General features: G+C 49.9%; 1 protein-coding gene. It reads right to left on the minus strand.

Translation table 11 applies throughout. The annotated features are described in order from the left end of the window. A partial coding sequence (locus R7040_RS25830) for a molybdopterin-dependent oxidoreductase (protein WP_318097485.1) occupies window positions 1-794 on the minus strand: 794 nt, incomplete at both ends.

Here is a 794-nt window from a genome sequence, read left to right on the forward strand (position 1 = left end):
CCACTCTTCGTACTCTTGCTCATTCAAATTGGCGTATTGAGACAGGTCTAGCTTTAAAGGCGACTTCGTATTCATGCCTGTCATGGCAGCGTACTCGCAAAACACCTCGTGTTCAGAGTCAAAATCAAAACCATTCTTTGTCTCTTCTAAGGTGCATAATGCTTGCCCGACTTGGCTCACTGCCCACCAGTCCGATTTTGCCTCACCGGGAGGGTTTTGGAACTGACGCTGTCTTGAAATCCGACGTTCAGAATTCGTCACCATCCCCTGTTTTTCACCCCATCCAGCCGCCGGAAGCAACAAGTCGGCATAACGCGCAACATCCGACTCAGCGGTAATATCCGAGACAATCACAAACGGACAGCGTTCTAGCGCCCTCTTAACAAACTGATTGTCTGGCAAAGAGACAACGGGGTTGGTCGCCATGATCCACAGAACTTTAATCTCACCACGCTCAACCGCTTCAAACAGTTCAACCGCTTTTAGCCCCGGTTTTGTAGCGATTTCTGGTGACTCCCAAAACGCTTGTACTTGTTGAATGGATTCGCCATCAAACCCTCGGTGCACCGCTAATTGATTAGCTAAACCGCCAACTTCTCGCCCGCCCATTGCATTAGGTTGCCCGGTAATGGAAAACGGGCCACAGCCCACCCTGCCAATTTTACCCGTTGCTAAATGCGCATTGATGATCGCATTCCCTTTGTCGACACCGTTCTCAGCTTGATTGACCCCTTGGCAAAAAAGCGTAATCGCAGTCGGGCTGTGGGCAAACCATTGGAAAAACGTTGTGAGTT

It is taken from the genome of Vibrio sp. 1069 (assembly GCF_033340555.1).